The sequence below is a fragment of the Streptomyces olindensis genome (genome assembly GCF_040645895.1).
GTDB lineage: Bacteria > Actinomycetota > Actinomycetes > Streptomycetales > Streptomycetaceae > Streptomyces > Streptomyces olindensis.
Genome location: NZ_JBEYZD010000013.1, coordinates 66,263 through 83,931 on the forward strand (window position 1 = coordinate 66,263; position 17,669 = coordinate 83,931).

Sequence of the window (17,669 nt, forward strand, 5' to 3'; positions counted from 1 at the left end):
ACTCGGTCGAATGGAACTGGAACTTCCCGAACTTCCTTTCGCCCTGCGCGCTTACGGGCCCGAGGCGCACTGGTCCTACGAGGACGGCGTGCTCACCGGGTGGGCCGGGGCGCGGCAGGACCGGTTCGTGCCGCCCACCGGGGAGGGGCTGGACCCCGCCTCGGACGCGCCGCGGCTGCTGGGGGCGCCCGAAGGGGACTTCCAGCTGATCGCCAAGGTCACCGTCGGGTTCGGCGCGGCCTTCGACGCCGGGGTGCTCTACGTCCACGTGGGGGAGCGGGCCTGGGCGAAGCTCTGCCTGGAGTACTCCCCGGACGTCCCCACCGTCTGCACGGTCGTCACCCGGGGGTACTCCGACGACGCCAACTCCTTCGCCGTCGACGGCAGTTCCGTCTGGCTCCGGGTGAGCCGCACCGGCCGCGCGTTCGCCTTCCACGCCTCCCGCGACGGAGAACGCTGGACCTTCGTCCGCCTCTTCACCCTCGGCGACGAGAAGGAGACGGGCGCGGCCCTGGTCGGCTTCATGACCCAGTCGCCGATGGGGGAGGGCTGCGTGGTGACGTACGACCACATCGAGTTCCGGCCGGACTGGCCTAAGGATCTGAGGGACGGCAGCTGAACCCTACGGGGGCCTGGGGGGAACTCCCGGAGCCCCCGCTGCCCCCCGGTGCTAACGCTGCCAGCCCGGCTGGAGCGCCGAACGCCCGCGCAGTTCAGGCGGCTGGGAACCGCGCCGCCGCAGGGCACGTCCTCCGCGGCATGATCGAGACGAACCGCTCCGCCGCGCCCCTGGTGATCAGGACCGTGCTGCCCGCCGAGGCCGAGGAGGTCGCCGCCCTGCACCGGCGGGCCCGGGCCTCGTACTACCCGGACGGCTTCCCGGACGACGGGGCCGACTGGCAGGCCCGGTGGCGGGAGGCGATCGCGCGGCCCGGCGGGCGGGTGCTGTGCGCGGTGCGCGACGGCCGCATGGCCGGCATCGCCTGCTTCCGCAGGCAGGACGGGGAGCCGTCGGGCGTCGTCAAGCTGCTCCAGTTCCATGTCGACCCGGACCGCTGGCGGTCCGGGATCGGGACGGCCCTGCACACCGCCTGCGTGGAGGAGTGGCGGGTCGACGGTGTGCGGACGGCCGTACTGGAGGTGCACGCGGGCAACGAGCGGGCGCAGGGCTTCTACGCCCGCCAGGGCTGGGTCGCCGACCCGGAGCACCCGGCCGGACCGGACGACCACCACCTCCGGCTGCGGTTCACGGTGCCCGGGGAATGAACCAGGCTGCTTGAACGTTCATGCACCCGGCGGAGGGAGTCTCCGTACCGTACGAGCTGGAGAGAGCCGACACATGCGCGTCGAGATCTGGAGCGACATCGCCTGCCCCTGGTGCTACGTGGGCAAAGCCCGCTTCGAGAAGGCGCTGCGGGACTTCCCGCACCGCGACGACGTCGAGGTGGTGCACCGCTCCTTCGAGCTGGACCCGGGCCGCGCCAAGGGCGACATCCAGCCCGTGATCACGATGCTCACCAGGAAGTACGGGATGAGCGCGGCCCAGGCGGAGGCGGGCGAGGACAACCTGGGCGCGCAGGCCGCCGCCGAGGGACTCGACTACCGCACCCGCGGCCGTGACCACGGCAGCACCTTCGACATGCACCGCCTGCTGCACTTCGCCAAGGAGCAGGGCCGCCAGGAGCAGCTGCTCGACCTGCTGTACCGGGCCAACTTCGCCGAGGAGCGCTCGGTCTTCGACGACGACGAGCGGCTGGTGGACCTCGCCGTGGCCGCCGGACTGGAGGCGGAGGCCGCCCGCGCGGTGCTCACCGACCCGCAGGCGTACGCCGCCGAGGTGCGGGCCGACGAGCGCGAGGCGGCGCAGCTCGGCGCGAACGGTGTGCCGTTCTTCGTGCTCGACCGCAAGTACGGCGTCTCCGGCGCCCAGCCCGCCGAGGTCTTCGCCCGGGCCCTGACCCAGGCGTACGGCGAGCACGCGCCCCTGAAGACCGTCGACAGCGGAGACGCCGACGGCGCCGACGTCTGCGGCCCGGACGGCTGCGCCGTGCCCCAGCGCTGAACGCGCAGCTCGGAGCGCATGTATAAGCGCTCCTTAGCGACATCACGCAGAAATCGGCAATGGACGAGGAGATCCGGGGGCCGCAGAGTGGTCCCATGGAGACCTTCGAGAACCTCGTCCGTGCCGAGTTCGCCCCGAAGCACACCTACCTCAACACCGCGAGCAACGGGCTCCTGCCCGCCCGTACCGTCACCGCTCTGCACGAGGCGGTGCGGATGCGCGCCGACGGCACGCCCATCGGTCCCCTGTACGAGAACGTGGAGATCGTCCGCGCCTCCTTCGCCCGGCTCGCCGGCGTGCCGGCCGAGCGCGTCGCGACCGGCGCCTCGATCGCCGAGTACGGCGGGCTGATCGCCGCCTCCCTGCCCGCCGGCGCCGAGGTCCTCACGGCGGAGGGGGACTTCGCCTCCCTGGTGAACCCGTTCCACGCGCGCGGCGACCTCAAGGTGCGGGCCGTCCCGCTGGAGCGGCTCGCCGAGTCCGTCCGGCCCGGCACCGCGCTCGTCGCGGTCAGCACCGCCCAGTCCGCCGACGGCCGCCTCGCCGACCTGCCCGCCGTGCGCGAGGCCGCCCGGGCGCACGGTGCCCGCACCTACGTCGACGCCTCCCAGTCCGCGGGCTGGCTCCCGATGGAGGCCGACGCGGACGACTTCCTCGCCGCCGTCGGCTTCAAGTGGCTCCTGGGGCCGCACGGGGCCGCGTTCTTCGTCGCCCCGCGGGACTTCGGCGGGCTCTCCCCGCTGCTCGCCGGATGGGTCGCCGGCGAGTTCCCGTGGGAGAGCTGCTACGGCCCCGTCGAGCAACTCGCCGGCTCGGCGCGGCGGTTCGACATCAGCCCGTCCCTCTTCAGCTACGCCGGGCTGCGGGCCTCCCTGGAACTGGTCGAGGAGATCGGCGTCGACGTCATCCACGCCCACGACGTCGCTCTCGCGGACCGCTTCCGCGCCGGGCTCGCCGAGCTGGGCCACGAGCCGGTGCCCTCACCGGGCTCCGCGATCGTGTCCGTGCCGGGGCTCGGCCACCGGCAGCAGGACCTGAGCCGGGCGGGCATCGAGGTGTCCGACCGGGCGGGGAACCTGCGGGCCGGGTTCCACCTGTACAACACGGCGGCGGACGTGGACCGGCTGCTGGACGTCCTGAAGGCATGACGGCGTGACGGCATGGAAAAAACCGGGTGGGGCCTCCCGTCCCACACGAAGAGGCCCCACCCGGCAGCTGTGTCAAACGGTCACTTCACCGTGCCGCGGTCACGTGACCGCCGAGAGCGTCACCGCACCGGCGTGAAGTCCCGCGCCCCGATGAACTCCGGTCGCCGCACCGGCGCCGCGAACGGCTCCACCGCCGGGTTCTCCACGCTGTTGAACACGATGAACACGTTGCTGCGCGGGAACGGCGTGATGTTGTCGCCGGAGCCGTGCATGCAGTTGCAGTCGAACCAGGTCGCCGAACCGGCCTTGCCCGTGAACAACTTGATGCCGTGCTGCGAGGCCAGCTGGGTCAGCGCCTCGTCGGAGGGCGTCCCGGCGTCCTGCATCTGCAGCGACTTCTTGTAGTTGTCCTTCGGCGTGGCCCCCGCGCACCCGAGGAACGTCTTGTGCGACCCCGGCATGATCATGAGTCCGCCGTTGGTGTCGTAGTTCTCGGTCAGCGCGATCGAGACCGACACCGTGCGCATCCGCGGCAGACCGTCCTCGGCGTGCCACGTCTCGAAGTCCGAGTGCCAGTAGAAGCCACTCGCCCCGAAGCCCGGCTTGACGTTGATCCGCGACTGGTGGACGTAGACGTCCGAGCCGAGGATCTGCCGCGCCCGGCCGACGACCCGCTCGTCACGGACCAGGTCGGCGAAGACCTTGCTGATCTTGTGGACCTCGAAGACCGAGCGGATCTCCTTGGACAGCGGCTCGACGATCGACCGCTCGTCGGCACGGATGTCCGGGTCGGTCACCAGCCGGTTCAGCTCGTTGCGGTAGACGGCGACCTCGTCGTCCGTGATGAGCTGGTCGATGGCGAGGAAGCCGTCGCGCTCGTAGGACAGCAGGTCGGCCGGCGCGATCGGACCGGGCGCGTCCGGCGCACCCCAGACGACCGGGTCCTGACGCGGGGTCAGCACCTCGGTGGCGCCCCGACTGGGGTAGAGGTCGGGGATACCGGTGGTGGTGTCGGTGATGGTCGTCATGGAAACGTCACACCTCCTCGGTGAGCAGCGGGTATACGCCGTTCTCGTCGTGGTCCTCCCGTCCGGTCACGGGCGGGTTGAACACGCAGAGGCAGCGGAAGTCCTGCTTGACCCGCAGCGTGTGCCTCTCGTGCCCGTCCAGGAGGTACATGGTGCCGGGCGTGATGGTGTACTTCTGCCCGGTTTCGTGGTCGGTCAGTTCCGCCTCGCCCTCCACGCAGACGACGGCCTCGATGTGGTTCGCGTACCACATCGACGTCTCCGTGCCCGCGTACAGGACCGTCTCGTGCAGGGAGAAGCCGACCTTCTCCTTGGCGAGGACGATGCGTTTGCTCTCCCACGTACCGGACGCCGCCTTCACGTGCCGGTCGGTACCTTCGATCTCCTTGAACGAACGGACAATCACGGTGCTGCGATGCCTCCTAGGTGGGGTGGTGCCGGTTGGTTGGTCAGGCGGTCTCGCGGACGGCGCGGGCCAGCGTCGTCAGGCCCTCGTCCAGTTCCTCGGGCGTGATGGTGAGGGCGGGAAGCAGCTTCACGACCTCGCTCTCCGGGCCGGACGTCTCGATGAGCAGCCCGAGTTCGAAGGCGCGCTTGGCGACCTTGCCGGCGCGGGCCTTGTCGTGGAACTCCATGCCCCACACCAGGCCGCGGCCCCGGTACTCCTTCACGTCGGCCAGGTTCTCCTCGGTGATGGAGATCAGCGCCTGCTCGACCTGCTCCCCGCGCTTGCGGGTCTGCTTCTCCATCGCGGAACCGTCCGCCCAGTACGTCTCCAGCGCGGCGGTGGCCGTGACGAAGGCGGGGTTGTTGCCGCGGAAGGTGCCGTTGTGCTCGCCGGGCTCCCAGACGTCGAGCTCGGGCTTGAAGAGGCAGAGCGACATGGGCAGGCCGTAGCCGCTGATGGACTTGGAGACGGTGACGATGTCCGGCGTGATGCCGGCCTCCTCGAAGGAGAAGAACGCGCCGGTGCGGCCGCAGCCCATCTGGATGTCGTCGACGATGAGCAGCATGTCCTGCCGCTCGCACAGCTCGGCCAGCGCGCGCAGCCACTCGGGCCGCGCCACGTTGATGCCGCCCTCGCCCTGCACGGTCTCGACGATCACGGCGGCGGGCTTGTTCAGGCCGGAGCCCTGGTCCTCCAGGATCCGCTCGAACCACAGGAAGTCCGGGACCTGGCCGTCGAAGTAGTTGTCGAACGGCATCGGCGTGCCGTGCACCAGCGGGATGCCGGCGCCGGCTCGCTTGAAGGCGTTGCCGGTCACGGCGAGCGAGCCCAGCGACATGCCGTGGAAGGCGTTGGTGAACGACACGATCGCCTCGCGCCCCTTCACCTTCCGCGCCAGCTTCAGCGCGGACTCCACGGCGTTGGTGCCGGTCGGGCCCGGGAACATGACCTTGTACGGCAGGTCACGCGGGCGCAGCAGCAGGTTCTGGAACGTCTCCAGGAAACGGCGCTTGGCGGTGGTCGACATGTCGAGCCCGTGCGCGACGCCGTCCCGCTCCAGGTAGTCGATCAGCGCGCGTTTCAGGACCGGGTTGTTGTGCCCGTAGTTCAGTGACCCGGCTCCGGCGAAGAAGTCGAGGTACTCGTGGCCGTCCTCGTCGTACATGCGGCTGCCCACCGCACGGTCGAAGACGGTGGGCCAGCCGCGGCAGTAGCTGCGTACCTCGGACTCCAGGGTCTCGAAGACGCTCAGGTCGGGCTGGGTGATGGTCACGACGAATCGCTCCTCGGTGCGTGGGGGAAGTCTGCGAAGTCTGCGGAAGTCTGGGGAGGGGGAAGTCTCAGTGGGGCAGCGGGCCGATGCGGTACAGGACCTCCGGGTCGTGCGGCCCGTCGGGGAACAGGCCCGTGTCGAACAGCACCTCGCGCTCCAGTGGCGCGCCGTGACGCTCGGCGAAGGACGTGAACAGGCGCTCCGAGGCGGTGTTGCCCGGGGTGATGGTGGTCTCCACGGTCGTCACCCCGCGCTCGGCGACGGTCCGCGCGACCAGACCGTCGAGCAGCGCGGCTGCCAGCCCGCGCCCGCGGTGGGCCTCGTCCACCGCCACCTGCCAGACCAGCAGGGTGTGCGGGCTGTCCGGCCGCACGTACCCGGTGATGAAGCCCATCGGCTCGCCGTGCTCGTCACGCGCGACGGCCGACGTGGCCGCGAAGTCGCGGCACCACAGCAGATAGCTGTAGGACGAGTTCAGGTCGAGAACCTTGGAGTCCTTCGCCATCCGCCACAGTGCGGCTCCGTCAGCCACCGTGGGGCGGTCGATTTGCGGATCTGCTTGTACGGCAGTCATGCGAATTGAACTTACCCAGCGAAATTCAAAATTGCATCGCCGATCGGGGTTACGAATGAGGCCGGTCTGTGTTATCACGCGGGCGCGAGGGCTCCTGCGAGATGGCAGCGTTACGCCCGCTATTGTCCGGATAATACCGGGCAAAGCCGTCACAGTGTGTAACGCGTCACAGCCGTGTAACCGCCACGAGATCTCCCCGAATTGCCTCGCCGAGTGTCCTCAAAATCTGCGCGTTTAGGACCGGGAAAAGCGGGAAGAAGAATACGGGAAGCTGTTCTTGAAAGAATTCTTAATTGTGTGCCAGCTTACATGCGGGATGTTGCGGAAAACACGTGTAATTCAGGCCCCGGTCACTCCGTCGATACGTTCCCGCAGGAGATCGGCGTGACCGTTGTGCCGCGCGTATTCCTCGATCATGTGAATGAGCACCCACCGCAGACCGACCTCCATCCCGGGCACCGGCCCCGCGGTCACCCGCCCGATGTGGTCCAGCGGCAGCCCGGCGCACAGCTCCCGCCCCCGGGCGATCTCCCGCCGCCAGATGCCGAGCGCCTCGTCGAGTCCCCGCCCGGGATCCAGCGCGTAGCCGGTCTCGTCCTCGAACAGGGGCGGCACGTCGGCGCCGCAGGCCACCCGCTGGAACCAGTTCCGTTCGACCTCGGCGAGGTGCTGCACCAGCCCCAGCAGCGTCAGCCGCGACGGCGGGGCCGAGGGGATCCGCGCCTGCGCGTCGTCCAGCCCGGCACACTTCAGCTCCAGCGTGGCCCGGTGGAAGTCGAGCCAGCTCTCGAGCATGGCCCGCTCGTCGCCGGTGAGGCGGGGGACGGGGCGGCCGTCGGGACGGGAAGCGGTGCCGGAGGACGTGTCGGCGGTCATGCCGGGAGCATGGCACGGGCCACCCGCACCACAGGGCCCCGTGCGTCGGCAACCGACAGGATCCAGCCGGTCCGGCGTCCGAGAGCGAGGCCGGCCGCGGGGCCGGGAACAGAGCATCCGGCCGGCCTCGGTCGATGACCGGAGTTCCCGGCCGGCCTCGGTCGATGACCGGAGCTCCCGGCGGGCCTCAGCCGATGACCGGAGCTCCCGGCATGCCTCGGTCGGCGACCGAAGTCCCTGGCAGGCCTCGGCGGCGATCGGAGCTCCCGGCATGCCTCGGTCAGCGACCGAAGTCCCTGGCAGGCCTCGGTCGGCGACCGAAGTCCCTGGCAGGCCTCGGCGGCGATCGGAGCTCCCGGCAGGCCTCGGTCAGCGACCGAAGTCCTTGGCAGGCCTCGGTCGGCGATCGGAGCGCCTGGCAGGTTTCGGCGGGTGACCGGAGCGTCTGGCCGGCCTAGGCCGGCGACCGGCGCTCCTGGTAGGCCCCTCGGCCGGCGACTACCGCCACGCCTCCTCCGCGGCCCGCAGCGCCCCCGGCACGTCCACCGACAGTCCCTTCTCCGACAAGGCGACGCCCAGTGCGGCCAGAGACGCCCGCACGGCACCCGGCGTCGCGTCCGCCCCGTAGTGGTTGACCCGGATCATCTCCTTGGCCAGCGCGCCCCCGCCGGCGGCCACCGGCAGGGCCGGATCCGCCGCCAGGGCCCGTGCGACCAGCTCCGACGCCACCACCCCGGCCGGCGCCCGCAGCGTCGTCGCGACCGGCGCCGCGTCCCGCGCCTCGTACACGTACGGCTCCAGCCCGCCCCCGAGGGCGAGCGCCCCGGCCCGGGTGGCCGCCGCGGCCGACGCGTGCCGGGCCATCACCGCGTCCAGCCCGGCCGCCTCGATCCGCTCCACGCACGCCTGGAGCGCCAGCATCTCCAGCTGCGCCGGCGCGTGCAGCAGCGCCTTGCGGCCGCCGTCGATCCACCGCTCCTTCCAGTCGAGGAGCGAGAGGTAGGAGCGGCGCGGCGCCTTCGGGTTGGCGGCCATCCGCGCCCAGGCCCGCTCGCTCACCGACACCGCCGACACCCCGGCCGGACCGCCCATCGCCTTCTGCGCCCCGATCACGCACAGGTCGACGCCCCACGCGTCCGGCAGCACCGGCTCCGCCCCGATCGACGCCACCGCGTCCAGGTAGAACAGCGCCCCGTGAGCCCGCACCACCTCGCCGATCTCCGCGACCGGGTTGGTGTTGCCGGTCGCCGCCTCCGCGTGCACCAGGGACACGAAGTCGATCTCCGGATGCTCGGCGAAGGCCTGCCGGATCTGCTCGGCCGTGACCGCCGTGTGGAAGGGCACCGCCAGGTCGACCACCGTCGCGCCGCAGTCCCGCAGCCAGTCGCCGAACGTCTGCCCGTACGGGCCCGTGATGACGTTCAGCGCCGTCGTACCCGGGCCGGCCGCGGCGCGGATCGCGCCCTCCAGCGGCAGCAGCGCCTCCCCCTGCATGATCACGACGTCCTGCTCGGTGCTCAGCAGCCGGGCCACGCGGTCCTCGATCGCGGCGAAGCGGTCCGCGCCGAGCGGGGCCAGGTCCAGAAACGGATGCGTCACGGCAATGCTCTCTTCACTCACAGGTTCGACGGCATCGAGGGTAACCGGCGCCCCACCCGCCCCCGCGCGGCAGAGCCCCCGGGGACCGGGCCCCTTCAGGCCGCGACCGGCGGCTCATTAAGGTGCCGTACATGAGCGATCACGCGGTGCTGCACGTGAAGGGACGGGTGCTCGTCGGGCCCGAGGACGTCCGGGACGAACTGTGGGTCGTCGACGGCCGCGTCTCCTACGACCGCCCCGCCGGCGCCCGCGACATCCGCACCGTCGAGGGCTGGGCCCTGCCCGGCCTGGTCGACGCCCACTGCCACGTGGGACTCGACCGGCACGGCGCGGTCCCGCAGGACGTCGCCGAGAAGCAGGCGCTGACCGACCGGGACGCGGGCACCCTGCTGATCCGCGACGCCGGCTCGCCCTCCGACACCCGCTGGGTCGACGACCGCGACGACCTGCCGAAGATCATCCGCGCCGGGCGGCACATCGCCCGCACCCGCCGCTACATCCGCAACTACGCCTGGGAGATCGAGCCGGAGGACCTGGTCGCCTACGTCGCCCAGGAGGCCCGGCGCGGCGACGGCTGGGTCAAGCTGGTCGGCGACTGGATCGACCGCGACCTCGGCGACCTGTCGGCCTGCTGGCCCCGCGGCGCGGTGGAGGCGGCGATCGCCGAGGCGCACCGCCTGGGCGCCCGGGTCACCGCGCACTGCTTCGCGGAGGACTCCCTGCGGGACCTCGTCGAGGCGGGCATCGACTGCATCGAACACGCCACGGGCCTGACCGAGGACCTCGTCCCGCTGTTCGCCGAGCGCGGCGTCGCCATCGTCCCGACCCTCGTCAACATCGCGACCTTCCCGCGGCTCGCCGACGGCGGCCAGGAGAAGTTCCCGCGCTGGTCGGACCACATGCGCCGGCTGCACGCCCGCCGCTACGACACCGTCCGGGGCGCCTACGACGCCGGGATCCCCGTCTTCGTCGGCACCGACGCCGGCGGCGGCCTCGCCCACGGCCTGGCGGCGGCGGAGGTCGCCGAGCTGGTCACCGCGGGCATCCCGCCCGTCGAGGCCCTGGCGGCGGGCACCTGGCGCGCCCGCGCCTGGCTCGGCCGTCCCGGCCTCGACGAGGGCGCCCCGGCCGACCTGGTGGTCTACGACGAGGACCCGCGCGCGGACGTACGCGTGCTGGCGGCGCCGCGCCGGGTGGTGCTCAACGGGCGCGTGGTCGGGTAGCCACGAGGGTGACCGCCGGGAACGTCTGTTCCGAGGGATTCGAATACAGCGGCGATCTCGCCCCGTTGGGGTGAAGCGGCGTCGGATCGCTGACGGGGGCCGCGCGGTGGGGTGATTCTTTCCGGGTCCCGAGCCTGTCTCTTCTGGGAGTCCCCACCGTGAACAGCACTTCCTTCCGCATGCCCGCACGCCGGCTGGCGACCGTCGCGACGGCCACGGCCCTCGCCGCCGGGCCCGCGGCCCTGACCGGCGTGAGCCCGGCGCACGCCACCGGCGACCACGGCCGCGCGAGCGCCGCCGTCCTGCGCACCGGCCTGGACGTCTCGCTGCTGAACAAGTCGGTGAACGTCCCGCTCGCCGTCTCCCTCAACGACGTCGAGGCCCCGCAGAGCGCCGAGAAGACCACACTGACGGCCCGTCTGGACGCCGTGGACGGCGGCCGGCCCTTCACCGTGCTGCGCGCGGAGGCGGCGCGGGCGAGCGCCACGGCGACCGCCACGAAGGCCGAGGGGACCACCACGCTGGCCCATGCCCGTCTGCACGTGCCGGGCCTGCCGCTGCTGTCGCTGATCGAGGTCGAGCAGGTCACGTCCAGGGCCACCTGCGAGGTGGGGAAGGCGCCGGTCGCCACGACCGACCTGCCCGGCTCGGTCACCGTGCTCGGCAAGCGCGTCAAGCTGACCGCCGGCGGCCCGACCGACGTCGCGGTCCCGGGCGTCGGCGAGGTGCGCCTGGACCTGTCGAGCCCCCGGAGAACGGCCCGCTCGGCCGCTGCCACCGCCCTGGAACTGCGGGTGTCCGTCGACCCGCTGAAGCTGAACGTCGCCGAGGTCGACGGCACGCTCACCCTGGCCGAGGCCACCTGCAAGACGCCCGGCCCCGCGCCCGAAGCCTCCGACCCGCCCGCCGACACCAAGCCCCAGGGCGCCCCCGCCGAGGCGAACCTGGCGGAGACGGGCGGCAGTTCGGCGACGCCGTACCTGGTGGGCGGGGCGGTGGCGTTGCTGGCCGGGGGCGGCGCAGCGGTGTTCCTGGCCCGACGGCGCGGCTGACGCGCCTCGAGAAGCGCCGCGCCGCGGCCGGGGCGTCAGCCGTGCAGCGCCTGTTCCAGCGCCCGCAGGAAGCCGTCCACGGTCGTGCGGTCCCGTACCGCGAGGCGCAGCCACTCCTCGTCCAGGCCGGGGAACGTGTCCCCTCGGCGCACGGCGTAGCCGAGGTCGCGCAGGCGGCGGCGTACGGTCGCCGCCCGCGGGAGGCGGATGAGGAGGAACGGGCCCTGCGCGGGCTCGACCACCCGCAGCCCGGCCGGCGCGAACCGGGCGAGGCCGGCCAGGAGGTGCGCCCGGTCCGACGCGACGCGGTGCGCGGCGTGTGCCGCCTCGGCCACCGCCCGCGGCCCGACGCACGCCTCGGCCGCCGCCAGCGCCGGCGTGGACACCGGCCACAGCGGCTGCGCCCGCTCCAGTTCCTCGACGGTCTCCGGCGCCGCCAGGACGTAACCGATCCGCAGCCCGGCCAGCCCCCAGGTCTTCGTCAGGCTGCGCAGCACCACGAGCCCGGGGACGTCGACGCGTCCCGCCAGGGACTCCCGCTCGCCCGGCACCGCGTCCATGAACGCCTCGTCCACCACCAGCACCCGCCCGGGCCGGGCCAGGGAGGCGATCGCGTCCGCCGGGTGCAGCACCGACGTCGGGTTCGTCGGGTTGCCGATCACGACCAGGTCCGCGTCCTCCGGGACGGCCGCCGGGCCCAGCCGGAAGCCGTCCGCCTCCCGCAGCAGCACCCGGTCGACCGTGTGCCCCGCGTCCCGCAGGGCCGCCTCCGGCTCCGTGAACTGCGGATGCACGACGACCGGCCGCCGCACCTTCAGCGCCCGCGCCAGCAGCACGAACGCCTCCGCCGCGCCCGCCGTCAGCAGCACCCGCTCCGCCGGGAGCCCGTGCCGGGCCGCCACCGCCGCGCGCGCCGCCCGGCCGTCCGGGTAGGCCGCGAGGCCGCCCAGCACCCCGGCGATGTGCTCCCGCAGCCAGGCCGGCGGTGTGTCCGCGCGGACGTTCACCGCGAGGTCGACGAGCGAGCCGCCGTCGTCCCGGACCTCCGCGTCCCCGTGGTGGCGCAGGTCGTGCCCGTTCTCAGTGCGCATGCGAGTGCGCGCCGTGGTGATGACCGTGCCCGTGGCCATGACCGTGGTGGTGCCCGTCGTCGTCCGGGTGGAAGTGCGGCTGCTGCGGCATCCCCACCTTGTCCTCGAAGCCCGGCAGCGCGATCCGGTACACGCACGAGTCGCAGTTCATCCGCAGATCGCCCTTGAGAGCCTCCTCGTACCGCTCCCACACCAGGTCCAGCAGTTCCGGCTCCGGCCCGATGACGTCGGCCGAGCGCACCTCGACCTCCGGGTGCGCGGCCGCCCAGCCCTCCGTCTGCTGCCGCACCCGGTCCGGCAGGATGCCCGTGAACAGGAAGTAGGGCAGCACCACGATCCGGCGCGCGTCCAGCCGCACGCACCGGTCGAGCCCGCTCGGCACGTCCGGCGCCGCCAGCGACACGAACGCCGTCTCGACACCCGCGTAACCGCGCCCCTCCCACAGCAGCCGCGCCGCCTTGTGCACCTCGGCGTTGGCGTCCGGGTCCGTCGACCCGCGCCCCACCAGCAGCACCGTCACGTCGGACCGGTCCCCGGGCGTGCGCCCGGGACCGGCGCCCAGCGCCTCCTCCAGGCGCCGCTCCAGCACGTTCAGCAGCGCCGGGTGCGGGCCCAGCGGACGCCCGTAGGTGTACGAGATGCCGGGGTGCCGCTCCTTCTCGCGGGCCAGCGCGGCCGGGATGTCGCCCTTGGCGTGCCCGGCCGACACCAGCATCAGCGGCACGGCGGCGAACCGCCGCACACCCCGCTCGACCAGTTCGGTCACGGCCTCGCCGAGCGGCGGCGGGGACAGCTCGATGAAGCCGCCCGCGACGGGCAGTTCGGGGTGGCGGGCCCCCAGCTCCCGTACGAAGTCGCGGAACGCCTCGGCTCCGGCGTCGTCCCGGGTGCCGTGGCCGGCGATGAGCAGGGCGGGCGGGGTGGTCACAGTTTCTCCTCGGCGGAAGTGGGGTGGTACAGCAGGGCGTTGAGCGCGGCGGCGGCGACCGCGGAGCCGCCCTTCTCGGACACGTTGCTCACGGCGGGCAGCCCGCTCTCGCGCAGTGCGGCCTTCGATTCGACGGCACCGACGAACCCGACGGGCAGCCCGATGACGAGCGCCGGGCCGGCGTCCAGGGTCAGCAGCTCCTCCAGCGCGGTCGGGGCGTTGCCGATCACCCACAGGGCGCCCGGCCCGACCTGCTCGTAGGCGAGCCGGATCGCGTGCGCGGACCGGGTCAGGCCCGGACCGGCCTCGGCGTCCTTCAGCCGGCAGACGGTCTCGCGGCGGGTGATGCCGGCCCCGACCATCTCCACGTCCACGACCACGGGCGCCCCGGCGTGCAGCGCGGCGTGCGCCTTCTCCAGGTCGGCCTCGGCCATGACGAGGTCGGTGGCGTAGTCGAGGTCGGCGGCGGAGTGGATGACCCGCTCCACGACCGCCCGGGTCAGCGGCGGGAAGTGGGAGGTGTCCAGGCGGGCGCGCAGCCGCCGGTAGGACTCCACCTCGATGGGATGCACGACGCGGTTCACTCGGCGCCCTCCTGCGCGGTCTGCCAGCGGTAGCCGCGCGGCGTCACCATGCGCCCCGCGATGTCCCGGGTCGCCGTGTTGCCCACGGTCACGACCGTCATCATGTCGACCGTCGCCGGGTCCAGTGCACCCAGGGTCGTGAGCCGGCTCGACTCGTCCGGCCGCGAGGCGTTCCGCACGACACCGACCGGCGTCGAGGGCTCGCGGTGCTCGGCGAGGATCGCGAGCGCCTTGGGGAGCTGCCAGTCGCGGCCGCGCGAACGCGGGTTGTAGAAGGTGACCACGATGTCCGCCTCGGCCGCCGCCCGCACGCGGCGCTCGATGACCTCCCACGGCGTGTGCAGGTCGGACAGGCTGATCGACACGTGGTCGTGCCCGAGCGGCGCACCGAGGATCGCGGCCGCCGCGAGGGCCGCCGTCACCCCGGGCACGCCGATCACGTCGATGTCGTCGGACGCCTCGGCGAGCGCGGGGGAGGCCATGGCGTACACGCCCGCGTCGCCGCTGCCGATCAGCGCGACGGCCTGCCCCTTGCGGGCCTCCTCGACGGCCGTGCGGGCCCGCTCCTCCTCGGCCCCGAGCCCCGACTCCAGGACCCGCGCGCCGGGCCGCAGCAGGTCCCTGATCTGGTCGACGTACTGGTCGAGCCCGACGAGCACGGCGGCGCGCCGCAGTTCGGCCCTGGCGCGCGGCGTCAGCAGGTCCCGGGCGCCCGGCCCGAGCCCCACCACCGCGAGCCGCCCGCGCCCGGGCCGCCGTACGACGGCACAGGTCGCCATCGCCGGCGTGCCGTCGGCGCGCTGCGACTTCCGCTTGGGAACGAGCAGTTCGCCGCCGCGCAGCAGCGCCGCGGCCTCCGCGACGGAAGGCGTGCCGACGGCGGCGAGCGGCGCGTCGGACGGGTTGGGCACCTCGACCCCGGACAGCTCCCCGGCCGCGTACGTCACCAGCGGCACCCCGAGCCGCCGCGCGGCCTCGACGATGCCGGGCTCCTCGGCCTTGGCGTCGACCGTGGCGAACTCGGCGAGGCTGCGGGCCGACAGCCCCGCCTCCCGCAGCGCGGTCTCGACCAGCCCCAGCACCTCCTCGACCGGAACGCCCGAGGAGGCGCCCACGCCGACGACCAGGGACGGCGGCCGGAGCACCACTTCGCCCTCCGCCGCCTCGACGAGCCGGTCCGTCAGCCGGATCGTGTACGGCCCCTCGGCCGCGACCGGGAGCGGCGGCAGAGGCCAGGCCACCTCGGCCCGCAGCGCCACCGGCTCACCGTCGAGCAGGGCCCGCGAGACCCCGGCGACATCGCCCTCCACGGGCAGTCCGAGCGTGTCCAGGCCGGGCAGGTCCACGGCGTCCGTCGCGGTGGTCACCACGGGCTCGGCGCCCAGCACGTCACCGACCGCACGGGCGAGGTCGTTGGCGCCGCCGCCGTGCCCGCCGGCCAGCGACACGGCGAACCGCCCGGCCTCGTCGACGCAGACCACACCCGGGTCGTTCGCCTTGTCCGCCAGCAGCGGGGCGACGATCCGCACGACCGCGCCGGTCGCCAGGAAGCACACGAGCTGCTCGCACTCCGCGAACGCCCGCCGGACGGCGTCCCCCACGGGACCCTCGTACACGCGGGTGCGGTCCGGCCACGCCGCGGCCAGCCGGTCGCGCGCCGCCGCCCCCGCCGCGGTGGCGGAAATGAGGCCGATCACTGGGCAACTCCCTCACGATCCAGGGGTTCTCTGACACCCCACAACAGGAAAACCGGATTGGTGGCCGCCAGCCGGGACACCTCACCCGGCAGCGGCGCGAGCCGGGACGACTGCAACAGCACTCCGTCGCAGGAGAACCCGGCGCCCGTCAGGGCCTCGCGCGCGGCCGGCACCCGGTCGAGCGCGGCCATCGCGACGACCACCGCGCGCCGGGCCCGCCGGGCGCACGCGGCGACGATCGCGGGCAGCTCCCGCCCGCCGCCCCCGACGAACACGGCGTCCGGGTCGTCGGCGAGCGTCTCCAGCGCGTCCGGTGCCGCGCCGTGCACCACGCGGACGTCCACGCCGTGCGCGGCGGCGTTGGCGCGGATCCGCTCCACCCCGTCGGGCGCCTTCTCCACGGCGACGGCCGCCGCCCCGAGCCGGGCGCACTCCACGGCCACCGAGCCGGAGCCCGCGCCCACGTCCCACACCAGGTCCCCCAGCCGGGGACCCAGCCGGGCCAGGGCCAGCGCCCGCACCTCGAACTTGGTGATCATCGAGTCGCGGTGCGCGAACTCCGCCTCGTCCAGGGCCCACCCGGCCGGCCGCTCCCCGGGCCCCGCGACCGTCCGCACCGGCCCGAGCGCCCGCGTCTCGTCCAGGCACAGCACCACGCTCACCGCCGTACCCCAGTCCCGGGCGGCGGCCTCGGCGGGCGTCACGCGCTCCACGCGCTCGGCGGCGGAGCCGAGCCCGGACGCGACGACCAGCACCCGGTCCTCGCCCGCCAGCGCGGCACCCAGCTCGGCCGGACCGGCCCCCGGCCCGGTCAGCACGGCCGTCTTCGCTCGCGCCCGGCACACGTTGACGGCCGTCCTGAGGTCCCGCCCGTGGGCGCTGACCACCACGGCGTCGTCCCAGGGCAGCCCGATCCGCGCGAAGGCGGCGGCGACGGACGACACTCCCGGCCGCACGTCCAGCCGCTCCGCCCCGAACCGCTCGGCCAGCACCCGCACGATCCCGAAGAACCCCGGGTCGCCGGAGGCCAGCACCACGACCGGCCGGTCCTTCTCGACGTACTCCTCGATGGTGTCGAGGGCGGGCGCGAGCGCCCCGAGCACGACCCGCCCGGCGCCGTCCGGCAGCCGCACGGCGTCCAGATGCCGCCGACCGCCCACGACCAGCTCGGCACCGGCGAGGACGTCGCCGTCAGGCGCCGCGGCCCCCGTCCCGGTGCCGACCACCGTGATCACGTACTCGCCCCCCGCTCGCGCAGCGCCCGGCGGGCCTGAGGGTCGGCTTTGCGGTAGCCGTGGAAGTGCCCCGGGTGGTACAGGTGCGAGCGCGTGCCGTGCGCGTCGAGGGCCGGTCCGACCAGGAACAGCGTGTGCTTCCAGAGCTTGTGCTCCTTGACCGTCTCCTCCAGCGTGCCGATCGTGCACTTCACGACCAGCTCCTCCGGCCAGGTCGCCTGGTACGCCACCACGACCGGCGTCGTCGTCGGGTAGCCGCCCTCCAGCAGCTCCCGCACCAACTGCCCGCTGCGGGCGGCCGACAGGAACACGGCCATGGTCGTGCCGTGCTTGGCGAACTCGCGGACCTCCTCACCGGGCGGCATGGGCGTCTTGCCGCCGCCGAGCCGGGTCAGCACCACGGACTGCGCGACCTCCGGGATGGTCAGCTCGCGCTGCGCCAGCGCCGCCACGGCCGAGAAGGAGGACACCCCGGGCACGATCTCGGTCGCGATGCCGATCTCGGCACACCGGTCGAGCTGCTCCTGCGTACCGCCCCACAGGGCCGGGTCGCCGGAGTGGATGCGGGCCACCTTCAGGCCCTCGCGGCGGGCCCGTTCGTACACGGCGACGACGTCCTCCAGGGACATGGTCGCCGAGTCGAGGATCTCCGCGTCCTCGCGGGCGTGGTCGAGGACCTCGGCCTGGACCAGGCTGGCCGCCCAGATCACGACGTCGGCCTCGGCGATGGCGCGCGCGGCACGGAACGTCAGCAGGTCGGCGGCGCCGGGGCCGGCACCGACGAAGGTCACTTTGCCGGCGGGGGCGTCGGCCATGGGAGGGGTCCTCTCGTACAGGGGTTGGACGGTGAT

18 protein-coding genes are annotated in these 17,669 nt (G+C 73.4%); 6 read left to right on the forward strand and 12 right to left on the reverse strand.

Going from position 1 to position 17,669, the window contains the following annotated elements:
* Positions 1-10: 10 nt before the first annotated feature.
* From ABZ948_RS10780 to ABZ948_RS10795, 4 genes are all read left to right on the forward strand, one after another.
* Complete coding sequence (locus ABZ948_RS10780) at positions 11-619, forward strand: DUF1349 domain-containing protein (RefSeq protein WP_359758572.1); 609 nt, start codon at positions 11-13, stop codon at positions 617-619.
* Positions 620-759: 140 nt separating this feature from the next.
* Positions 760-1,266 carry a GNAT family N-acetyltransferase gene (locus ABZ948_RS10785; protein ID WP_359758573.1) on the forward strand — a complete coding sequence of 169 codons (507 nt, stop codon included), beginning with the start codon at positions 760-762 and terminating at the stop codon, positions 1,264-1,266.
* 73 nt (positions 1,267-1,339) lie between these two features.
* Entirely contained in the window at positions 1,340-2,062 is a 723-nt protein-coding gene (locus tag ABZ948_RS10790; RefSeq protein ID WP_359758574.1) for a DsbA family oxidoreductase, read from the forward strand.
* A 95-nt stretch (positions 2,063-2,157) separates the two neighbouring features.
* The gene (locus tag ABZ948_RS10795) at positions 2,158-3,210 is read left to right on the forward strand and encodes an aminotransferase class V-fold PLP-dependent enzyme (protein ID WP_359758575.1); all 1,053 of its coding nucleotides are present in this window, start codon (positions 2,158-2,160) and stop codon (positions 3,208-3,210) included.
* 119 nt (positions 3,211-3,329) lie between these two features.
* Here ABZ948_RS10795 and thpD read toward each other — a convergent pair whose 3' ends face one another.
* From thpD to ABZ948_RS10825, 6 genes are all read right to left on the reverse strand, one after another.
* The gene (gene thpD / locus ABZ948_RS10800) at positions 3,330-4,229 is read right to left on the reverse strand and encodes an ectoine hydroxylase (protein ID WP_359758649.1); all 900 of its coding nucleotides are present in this window, start codon (positions 4,227-4,229) and stop codon (positions 3,330-3,332) included.
* A 16-nt stretch (positions 4,230-4,245) separates the two neighbouring features.
* Positions 4,246-4,644: an ectoine synthase gene (locus tag ABZ948_RS10805; protein ID WP_031118884.1), complete on the reverse strand. Its 399-nt coding sequence runs from the start codon at positions 4,642-4,644 to the stop codon at positions 4,246-4,248.
* Positions 4,645-4,687: 43 nt separating this feature from the next.
* Positions 4,688-5,959 carry a diaminobutyrate--2-oxoglutarate transaminase gene (ectB, locus tag ABZ948_RS10810; RefSeq protein WP_359758576.1) on the reverse strand — a complete coding sequence of 424 codons (1,272 nt, stop codon included), beginning with the start codon at positions 5,957-5,959 and terminating at the stop codon, positions 4,688-4,690.
* Between the two features lie 67 nt (positions 5,960-6,026).
* Complete coding sequence (ectA, locus tag ABZ948_RS10815) at positions 6,027-6,533, reverse strand: diaminobutyrate acetyltransferase (protein ID WP_359758577.1); 507 nt, start codon at positions 6,531-6,533, stop codon at positions 6,027-6,029.
* 339 nt (positions 6,534-6,872) lie between these two features.
* Positions 6,873-7,409 (reverse strand): DinB family protein, encoded by a 537-nt coding sequence (locus tag ABZ948_RS10820; protein WP_359758578.1) that lies wholly within the window; start codon positions 7,407-7,409, stop codon positions 6,873-6,875.
* Positions 7,410-7,907: 498 nt separating this feature from the next.
* Positions 7,908-9,008, reverse strand: a complete 1,101-nt coding sequence (locus tag ABZ948_RS10825) for a pyridoxal-phosphate-dependent aminotransferase family protein (protein WP_359758579.1) — start codon at positions 9,006-9,008, stop codon at positions 7,908-7,910.
* A 131-nt stretch (positions 9,009-9,139) separates the two neighbouring features.
* Here ABZ948_RS10825 and ABZ948_RS10830 point away from each other — a divergent pair, with 131 nt between their 5' ends.
* Entirely contained in the window at positions 9,140-10,231 is a 1,092-nt protein-coding gene (locus ABZ948_RS10830; protein ID WP_359758580.1) for an amidohydrolase family protein, read from the forward strand.
* A gap of 158 nt (positions 10,232-10,389) precedes the next feature.
* A complete protein-coding gene (locus ABZ948_RS10835) occupies positions 10,390-11,283 on the forward strand; it encodes an SCO1860 family LAETG-anchored protein (protein ID WP_359758581.1) in 894 nt (297 codons plus the stop codon).
* Positions 11,284-11,318: 35 nt separating this feature from the next.
* Here the strand turns inward: ABZ948_RS10835 and cobC are convergent, their stop codons facing one another.
* Genes cobC through cobM form a run of 6 tightly spaced genes read right to left on the reverse strand, consistent with a single transcriptional unit; the run spans position 11,319 to position 17,633 of the window.
* The gene (gene cobC, locus ABZ948_RS10840; RefSeq protein WP_359758582.1) at positions 11,319-12,374 is read right to left on the reverse strand and encodes an Rv2231c family histidinol phosphate aminotransferase CobC; all 1,056 of its coding nucleotides are present in this window, start codon (positions 12,372-12,374) and stop codon (positions 11,319-11,321) included.
* Positions 12,364-13,302 (reverse strand): sirohydrochlorin chelatase, encoded by a 939-nt coding sequence (locus ABZ948_RS10845; RefSeq protein WP_359758583.1) that lies wholly within the window; start codon positions 13,300-13,302, stop codon positions 12,364-12,366. The genes cobC and ABZ948_RS10845 overlap by 11 nt, the downstream gene beginning before the upstream one ends.
* Positions 13,299-13,886 (reverse strand): precorrin-8X methylmutase, encoded by a 588-nt coding sequence (locus tag ABZ948_RS10850; protein ID WP_359758584.1) that lies wholly within the window; start codon positions 13,884-13,886, stop codon positions 13,299-13,301. Before ABZ948_RS10850 ends, ABZ948_RS10845 begins: the two co-directional genes overlap by 4 nt.
* Positions 13,883-15,583, reverse strand: a complete 1,701-nt coding sequence (gene cobJ / locus ABZ948_RS10855; RefSeq protein ID WP_359758585.1) for a precorrin-3B C(17)-methyltransferase — start codon at positions 15,581-15,583, stop codon at positions 13,883-13,885. Before cobJ ends, ABZ948_RS10850 begins: the two co-directional genes overlap by 4 nt.
* Positions 15,580-16,818 carry a precorrin-6y C5,15-methyltransferase (decarboxylating) subunit CbiE gene (gene cbiE / locus ABZ948_RS10860; protein ID WP_359758586.1) on the reverse strand — a complete coding sequence of 413 codons (1,239 nt, stop codon included), beginning with the start codon at positions 16,816-16,818 and terminating at the stop codon, positions 15,580-15,582. The genes cobJ and cbiE overlap by 4 nt, the downstream gene beginning before the upstream one ends.
* Positions 16,815-17,633, reverse strand: coding sequence for a precorrin-4 C(11)-methyltransferase (gene cobM / locus ABZ948_RS10865; protein WP_359758587.1), 819 nt, complete (start codon positions 17,631-17,633; stop codon positions 16,815-16,817). Before cobM ends, cbiE begins: the two co-directional genes overlap by 4 nt.
* Positions 17,634-17,669: the final 36 nt, after the last annotated feature.

Bases quoted from the DNA above. Each gene is read 5' to 3' on its own strand.
- cobC (WP_359758582.1), bottom strand. From the start codon at position 12,374: ATGCGCACTGAGAACGGGCACGACCTGCGCCACCACGGGGACGCGGAG.
- ABZ948_RS10785 (WP_359758573.1), top strand. From the start codon at position 760: ATGATCGAGACGAACCGCTCCGCCGCGCCCCTGGTGATCAGGACCGTG.
- ABZ948_RS10820 (WP_359758578.1), bottom strand. From the start codon at position 7,409: ATGACCGCCGACACGTCCTCCGGCACCGCTTCCCGTCCCGACGGCCGC.
- ectA (WP_359758577.1), bottom strand. From the start codon at position 6,533: ATGACTGCCGTACAAGCAGATCCGCAAATCGACCGCCCCACGGTGGCT.
- ABZ948_RS10830 (WP_359758580.1), top strand. From the start codon at position 9,140: ATGAGCGATCACGCGGTGCTGCACGTGAAGGGACGGGTGCTCGTCGGG.
- ABZ948_RS10790 (WP_359758574.1), top strand. From the start codon at position 1,340: ATGCGCGTCGAGATCTGGAGCGACATCGCCTGCCCCTGGTGCTACGTG.
- ABZ948_RS10795 (WP_359758575.1), top strand. From the start codon at position 2,158: ATGGAGACCTTCGAGAACCTCGTCCGTGCCGAGTTCGCCCCGAAGCAC.
- ABZ948_RS10780 (WP_359758572.1), top strand. From the start codon at position 11: ATGGAACTGGAACTTCCCGAACTTCCTTTCGCCCTGCGCGCTTACGGG.
- cobM (WP_359758587.1), bottom strand. From the start codon at position 17,633: ATGGCCGACGCCCCCGCCGGCAAAGTGACCTTCGTCGGTGCCGGCCCC.